This window comes from Streptomyces sp. ST2-7A (genome assembly GCF_021390475.1).
In the GTDB taxonomy this organism is placed as follows: domain Bacteria; phylum Actinomycetota; class Actinomycetes; order Streptomycetales; family Streptomycetaceae; genus Streptomyces.
The window spans coordinates 1-7,273 of sequence record NZ_JAJUWS010000077.1 but is presented as its reverse complement, the minus strand read 5'-3'; the positions used below and the strand labels follow the sequence as shown (position 1 = coordinate 7,273).

Annotated in this window: 5 protein-coding genes and 1 pseudogene; 3 read left to right on the top strand and 3 right to left on the bottom strand. The window is 73.7% G+C overall.

All coding sequences use genetic code 11. From position 1 onward, the window contains the following. Positions 1-630 precede the first annotated feature (630 nt). Both LZF96_RS26175 and LZF96_RS26170 read left to right on the top strand, forming a co-directional pair. Positions 631-1,851, top strand: a complete 1,221-nt coding sequence (locus tag LZF96_RS26175) for an acetyl-CoA C-acetyltransferase (RefSeq protein ID WP_233877334.1) — start codon at positions 631-633, stop codon at positions 1,849-1,851. Between the two features lie 292 nt (positions 1,852-2,143). Further along, entirely contained in the window at positions 2,144-3,166 is a 1,023-nt protein-coding gene (locus tag LZF96_RS26170) for a hypothetical protein (RefSeq protein WP_233877332.1), read from the top strand. 504 nt (positions 3,167-3,670) lie between these two features. Here LZF96_RS26170 and LZF96_RS26165 read toward each other — a convergent pair. Both LZF96_RS26165 and LZF96_RS26160 read right to left on the bottom strand, forming a co-directional pair. Next, a complete protein-coding gene (locus LZF96_RS26165; protein ID WP_374203339.1) occupies positions 3,671-4,039 on the bottom strand; it encodes a hypothetical protein in 369 nt (122 codons plus the stop codon). Positions 4,040-4,457: 418 nt separating this feature from the next. Next, positions 4,458-5,309, bottom strand: coding sequence for a Bax inhibitor-1/YccA family protein (locus tag LZF96_RS26160; RefSeq protein WP_233877331.1), 852 nt, complete (start codon positions 5,307-5,309; stop codon positions 4,458-4,460). Positions 5,310-5,727: 418 nt separating this feature from the next. Between LZF96_RS26160 and LZF96_RS26155 the strand changes: the two genes are divergently transcribed. Further along, a complete protein-coding gene (locus tag LZF96_RS26155; RefSeq protein WP_233877329.1) occupies positions 5,728-6,948 on the top strand; it encodes a protein kinase family protein in 1,221 nt (406 codons plus the stop codon). Positions 6,949-7,003: 55 nt separating this feature from the next. Here LZF96_RS26155 and LZF96_RS26150 read toward each other — a convergent pair. Beyond that, positions 7,004-7,273 (bottom strand): annotated as a pseudogene (locus LZF96_RS26150) (hypothetical protein); the annotation flags it as partial.

Sequence of the window (7,273 nt, the reverse complement as noted above, 5' to 3'; positions counted from 1 at the left end):
GTGCTTGTGCAACGCCCGCCGCCGGTGTCGACGGGCCGGGGCGGGAGGGCGGGTCCGCCGGGACGGCGTCCGCCCCGTGAGGGAGGCGGGATCCGCCGTACCGGGGCGCGATGGGCTCCCTCCGCGCCCCGGGGTGTCCCGCCCACCGAGGCGGGAGTCGTCCACCGGGGCGGGAGTCACGGTGCCGCGAATCGGCGACCCGCGGCACCGGAACCGTGGCGATCCCGGGCCCCGGTGGACAGCCACTCACCCCACCGCGGGCCGGGAACACCGGAGGCACCGGGCCCGGATCGCCCCGATCCGCCGAGGGTGGTCACCCCGGGGCCCGGGGGAGGGTTCGGGAACGGTTCCCGTGGGAGGGGGGGTGACGTTCCACGGCGGCCCCCGGCCCGCTCGCCACGTCCACCCGTTCCCCGGATCCGGACCGGCCCCATCCCGCCCCACGGGATTTCCGCCCCGCCCGACTACCTGACCAACCGCTTGGTCGGTACCCTGGAGCCGTCCGAGCACGACCCCGCCCCGCCCCGGGCGGTGCGGTTCGAATCACATGCGAGCGAGGTGACCCGGGCGCCTACGCACGGGTAACTTCCAGAGCCGATCCAGCGTCCACCCTCCTCGGAAGGGGCTGTCATGCCCGAAGCCGTCATCGTCTCCGCCACCCGCTCCCCCATCGGCCGGGCCTTCAAGGGCTCCCTGAAGGAGATGCGTCCGGACGACCTCACCGCCGCGATGGTGCGCGCCGCCCTCGACAAGGTGCCCCAGCTCGACCCCCGCGACATCGACGACCTGATGCTCGGCTGCGGCGCTCCCGGCGGTGAGCATGGCCACAACCTCGGCCGGGTGGTGGCCGTGCAGTTGGGCATGGACCACCTGCCGGGCTGCACCATCACCCGTTACTGCTCCTCCTCGCTGCAGACCACCCGGATGGCGATGCACGCGATCCGCGCGGGCGAGGGCGACGTCTTCGTCTCGGCCGGCGTGGAGGCCGTCTCCCGTACGGTCAACGGCACCTCCGACGGCATGCCGGGCACCCACAACCCGCTGTTCGCCGACGCCGAGGCCCGCACCGCCGCCCGCGCCGAGCGGGCCGGCGAGGGCTGGAGCGACCCGCGCGAGGGCGGCGACCTGCCCGACATCTACATCTCCATGGGTCAGACCGCCGAGAACCTGGCCCGCCTCAAGGGCGTGACCCGCCGCGAGATGGACGAGTTCGGCGTGCGGTCGCAGAACCTCGCGGAGAAGGCCATCGCGGACGGCTTCTGGGAGCGCGAGATCACCCCCGTCACCACCCCCGACGGCACCGTGGTGGCCAAGGACGACGGGCCGCGCCCGGGCGTGACCATGGAGGGCGTCGAGGGCCTCAAGCCGGTCTTCCGCCCCGACGGCCTGGTGACGGCGGGCAACTGCTGCCCGCTCAACGACGGTGCCGCCGCCCTGGTGGTGATGTCCGACACCAAGGCGCGGGAGTTGGGCATCACCCCGCTGGCGCGGATCGTCTCCACGGCCGTCTCCGGTCTCTCGCCGGAGATCATGGGTTACGGCCCGGTCGAAGCGAGCCGACGCGCCCTGGAGCGGGCGGGGATGTCGATCTCCGACATCGATCTGGTGGAGATCAACGAGGCGTTCGCCGCGCAGGTGATTCCCTCGTACCGGGATCTGGGCATCGACATCGACCGTCTGAACGTCAACGGCGGCGCGATCGCCGTGGGTCACCCCTTCGGCATGACCGGCGCCCGCATCACCGCCACGCTGATCAACTCCCTCCAGTGGCACGACAAGCAGTTCGCGCTGGAGACGATGTGCGTCGGCGGTGGTCAGGGCATGGCGATGGTGCTGGAGCGGATGAGCTGACACCATGGGAGGAGTCCCGCGGGCCCGCGGCACAAGGGTCCCGGGGGGAGCGTTCACCGGGTCGCGCGGAAGCACGGTATACACCAGCGAGACCTAAGCGGACCCGGGATGTAACCCACCCGTCTCCGCCCCGCGTCCCCGCAGGTCACGGGGGTGCGGGGCGGAGACGGAGCTCCCCCACGGGACCAAGTACCCTCCCATAAGGGGACATTCCGATCTGGCGCCCCATGGCAACGGCACGGAAGGCTGAGGTAGGAAAGGCTGCGGACCGAAAGCAACCGGGAGATCGTTCGTGAGCGCAATATCCCTCATCCTGCTGCTCGCCGCGGCAATCGCACTGGTGTTGTGCGTCACCGCGCTCTTCGTCGCCCGTGCCCTGCGCGCGGAGGTCGCCGCGCTGCGCACCGAGCTGCTGTCCACCGCCCTTCCCGGGGCGCGCGCCGTCCCCGACGAGGAACTCATCCGCGCCGCCGTCGCGGACGCCCTCGCCGACGAGCGGGAACGCGAACTCGCCGACGCCCGGGCCTTCTGGGCCGACCAGGAGGCGCGTGAGAACGGCGTCCCCGGCCCGCTGTTCACCGGACGCGGCGCCGGAACCGACTTCGGTGACGGCGACGAGGCGCTGCTGGACGCCCTCCTGGAGGGCTACCTGCCCGGCGCGCTGCCGGCCGAGAGCCCGTTCTCCGTCCCGCGTCAGGGTGGCGTGGACCGCGCCCCGGACACCACGGGTGAGTGCCCCGGGGTCCACGAGTCCGCCGAGCGGGCCGCCGAGACCGACGGGGCCGAGGCCGCCGAACTGGCCGCCGCCCGCCGCCGACACCCCTCCCACCCCGGTTACACGCTCGCCGGCGAGCCCGTGGAGCGCGAGCACACCGACCGGCACGAACCTTCCGACCGCGAGGACACCGACCCCTCCGGGCCCCTCGAGACCGGCGCCGGCACCGGCGGTGAGCACGGCCGGGAGAGCCGGGCCGCCGAGCAGCGCCGGACCACCGAGCAGCTGCGCCGCCTGGCCGAGACCCGCATACCCCTGGCCGACGTCCGCCCCGGCCCGCTGGGCACCCTGGACGTCTTCCTCTTCGCCGACGGCACCACCCTGTGCCTGTCCCCCGGCCACCAGGAGACCGCGCAGCGACTCATCGCCGCGCTGCGCGCCGGACGCCACCCGGTCCTGCTCGGCGGCTCCGGCGTCTCCGGCGCCTACGCCCTGACCTTCGGGTGCGGTCCGGCCGGTCCGGCCGGCGCGCCGGGGGCGGGCGAGCCGGCGGCGGAGGAGAACGTCTACCTGCTGGCCGACCGCGTCGTCACCGCCTGAGTTCCGTCACCTCCCGAGCCCGCCCCGCACCCGGGCCCGCCGGTCCCGCTGTGGCCACCGGACCCGCCGGATTCCCGCCCCGATGTGCCGGCGCCGCCCGCGTGGTGGCGCCTTCCCGTCGTTCTCCCGGGCCCGGGGCCGACCGCGCGTGAACCCCCGGTGGTCTCACGGACGGGTCGCCGCCGCGGTGGGATGACCGGAGCAACGCCGTTCCCCCGACCCGACCGGCCATCCCGCCGCTCCGTATCCGCCCGGCCCCGTGCCGGGCCTTTTTCGTCGGCCCGGGCCACCCCCCGGGGCCCGGCCGTTCCGAGACGCGCACCGTCACGTCACCCGTCGCTCGTCGCCCGTCGCCCGTCGCTCATCGCCCGGTCCCGGAAGCCCGGGCCGATCGACACCCCGCCGCGTGTCTCCCGACCGGTGTCCCCGCCCCCGAACGGCGTCCCCCGCGCGGGAAGCACGACCGATCACCCCCGGCGCACGCCCGGCGACCGGAAAGCGCTCTCAGAGCTCTCGTGCGGCTCTCAGCAGCCCCAGTGCCTCCGCCAGTGCCTCCCTGGCCTCCGGGGCGTCCCCGAGGTCCCTCAGGGCCCTTGAGAGGTCGTGGCCGGTGACGGCGAGTTGATCCCCCACGGCGAAGACCCCGATCGCCGGCAGTTCCGCCGGGTCGGGACCCACACCCTCGATCCGGCGCGCGAGCGCGGCCAGTCGGCGGGCCAGGCGCACCCCCTCGCCCGCCGCGCCCTGTCGCAACCGGCTCTCCGGCAGTCGTCGCAACCGGTCGGCCAGCCGCTCCACGGCCTCGTCGAGGGCACGGGTGTCGAGGAGGCCGGGAACGGCTCCTCCGGGCGGGGTGGGGTGGTCGGCTCGCACGCCCCGAGGCTATCCCCGTCGCCCTCGGCCACGACCGCGCGGCGGCGCCTCGTGGCGCCGTCGGTGCGACGGCGGCCGGTGGGTGGGCCGGTTGGAGTGGGCCGGGCGCCGCCGGTTCGTGCCCGCGCCGTGCCGGGCCGCACCGGTGAACCGGGCACCAACATCGGAAACCCCCGAGCCCGCCCGCCTGCGGACACGTCGGCGTGGCCCCGGGCGCGACACCTGAGGTCGGCCCCGGGCGGGCGCGCCCGCCCGGGGCCCGGTGTTCCCGGCATCCCGTGCCGACCGGTGGGCCGGAAACGCGGCGAGGGCCCGTCCGGTCGAAACCGGACGGGCCCTCGTCATCGTCGCCGCGCACGCCCCCGGGCGCCGCCCGCCCCCGTGACCCGGGGGTCGGGCGGGCAGGGTCGTCCGCGCGTCATTCGCCTTGCAGGATGGCGATCAGCCGCAGGAACTCCAGGTAGATCCACACCAGGGTGAGGGTCAGGCCGAAGGCGGCCAGCCAGGACTCCTTCTCGGGAGCACCGTAGGCGACGCCGTCCTCGACCATCTTGAAGTCCAGGGCGAGGAAGCAGGCACCGAGGATGATGCCGATCACACCGAAGAGGATGCCGAGACCGCCGGAGCGCAGGCCCAGACCGTCACCGCCACCGATCAGGGCGACGATCAGGTTGATGGCCATCAGCAGCACGAAGCCGACGGCGGCGGCCATCACGAACTTGGTGAAGCGCGCGTTGACCTTGATGATCCGCTGCTTGTACATGAACAACACACCGGCGAAGACCGCCATGGTGCCCAGCACGGCCTGCATGGCGGCGCCGGGGGCCCACTGGTTGATCATGTTGCTGATCGCGCCGAGGAACAGGCCCTCGACGGCGGCGTAGGCCAGGATCAGCGGCGGGGAGGGCTCACGCTTGAACGACTGCCACAGCGCCAGGCCCATACCGACCAGGGCGCAGATGAAACCGATGCCCATCGGCAGGTCGGTGATCCACGCCACGGCGGCGAACGCCACCACGGTGCCCAGCGTCAGGGCGGTCCGGGAGACGACGCTGTCGATCGTCATGACCCCGGGCGCACCGGCGGGAGCGACCGGCTGACCCGTGTTCGGGTCGAGGGTCTGCGCGTAGGGGTTGGTGGGCTGCGCGTACGGGTTGCTCGGCTGCGCGTAGGGATGCCCGGTCTGCGCCTGCGGGCCGGCGTTGAAATTGCCGTACCCGCCGCCCTGACTGAACCCCCGACGCGTGAAGACCGGGTTACTGCTCCTCATCTCACTCCTCCATGGCCGCTGACGGTACGACCTCGCGTCCAGAGTAATACTTTGGCAAAGACAGCACGGTAGTCCACCCCGAAGAACGCGGAAAGGGCCGTAACCGTTCCGTCACGTCGGTCACGGTTGGGCCTCGACCCGCTCCGCACGGCCCTGACGAGGGGTTCCGTCCGGCGCGCACGACCGTCCCGCCCCGTTCTTCCCCCGTCCGGCCCGCCGTCACCCGTGTGACCGCCGTCTCACCCGTCCGGAGGAAGTCCGGGGTAAGGGGAGCGCCGCCCCGCCTTTCCCCGCTCCTCCGACCGGGTCCCGAATCCGTCACCGGCCGGTCGCGTAGGGTGCGATGACGGGGCATCGGGCCCCGTCCCGGACGGGAACGGACACGGTGGCCGGCCCTGTCGGGAGGGAAGGGGTCTCGATGCGGGAAACCACGGAGGGTTCCGGGGCCCCGGCGGCCCCCGGGGCGGAGCACCGGGCCCGTCTGGCCGCGCACGGCACCGCCTCCACCGCCCTGGCGCTGTGCGGCGACACCGAGTTGGCCGCGCTGTTGGCGGGGGCGAAGCCCCTCGGCACCGGCATCGGCGGACGATCGGAGCTCCTGGAGATCGACGGCGTCCCCGTCTTCGTCAAACACGTCACCCTCACCGACACCGAACTGCGGCCCGAGAACCTGCGGTCCACCGCCAACCTCTTCGACCTGCCCGCCTTCTGCCACTACGGCGCGGGCAGTCCGGGGTTCGGGGCCTGGCGGGAACTGGCCGCCCACGTCATGACCCATGAATGGGCACTCACCGGCGACGACCCGCGGTTTCCCCTGCTGCACCACTGGCGCGTACTGCCCGAACCGGCCCCGCCGCTGCCCGGGGAACTGGCCGACATCGATCGGACCGTCGCCCTGTGGGGCGGTGCGGCCGGGGTCCGTCACCGGCTCGAGGAGATGGCGACCGGCCGGGCGAGTTTGGTCCTCTTCCTGGAGTACGTCCCGCAGGACCTCCACCGGTGGCTCGGCGACCGCGTGCGCGAGGGCGGCTACGTCGCCGACGCGGCCTGCCTGATGGTGGAACGGGAACTCCTCACGGGAACCCTGGCCATGAACGCCCGCGGGCTCCTCCACTTCGACACCCACTTCGGCAACGTGCTCACCGACGGCCGGCACCTCCACTTCACCGACCACGGTCTGTCGCTCTCCTCGCGCTTCCGGCTCTCCCCGGCACACTCCCGCTTCCTCGACCTGCACCGCGACCACGACCCCTGTTACGCGATGTCCTACCTGGTGAACCGGCTGCTTTGGATGTTCTCGGGACTCGGTGTGGGGGACGCGGCGGAGGTGGTGCGGGCGTGCGCCGAGGGCGCCCGCCCGGAGGGACTGTCGGACGCGGTGGCCGGGATCGTCACCCGCCACGCGCCGGTCACCCTCGTGATGACGGACTTCGTGCTCCGCATGCTCGACGACCCCGTCGGCACCCCTTACCCGGCCGACGAGCTGCGCCGCCTCTCCGCCGAGCGGCCGGCCCTCCCGCCCGCCGGGGTCCCGGCACGGAGCGGCGATCGGCCCTCCGCTCCGGGGCCCGGGACGGCGGAACGGCGAACACCCTCGGCACCGACCGGTGCCCGGTCAACCACCACCGGTTCCGAATGAACGTTTTCCGCCCCACCCCGGGACCATCCCCGCGTGCGCGGGGGCGGGTGGTGGGTCAGGCGGCGGCCGGTTGCCGGGCCATCGTCTCGCGGCAGGCCCGGCAGTGGGTCAGGCCGGATTCGGGGCGCAGCATCACGTTGTGACAGCCCCGGCAGGATGTCGGTTTCCCCCGCCCCCGGCCCGGCCCCGGAGCGGGGTCGGGGGTCGTGATCGGCGCCGGGGCGGGTGTGGGTGGGGGGAGGTGGGCGCGCAGGCGCCAGGCCAGAATGCCCGCCGCCCGGCCGCGCAACACCGTCGGCAACCCCTGACACAGGGCCCGGGCCAC

Bases quoted from the DNA above. Each gene is read 5' to 3' on its own strand.
- LZF96_RS26175 (WP_233877334.1), top strand. From the start codon at position 631: ATGCCCGAAGCCGTCATCGTCTCCGCCACCCGCTCCCCCATCGGCCGG.
- LZF96_RS26160 (WP_233877331.1), bottom strand. From the start codon at position 5,309: ATGAGGAGCAGTAACCCGGTCTTCACGCGTCGGGGGTTCAGTCAGGGC.
- LZF96_RS26155 (WP_233877329.1), top strand. From the start codon at position 5,728: ATGCGGGAAACCACGGAGGGTTCCGGGGCCCCGGCGGCCCCCGGGGCG.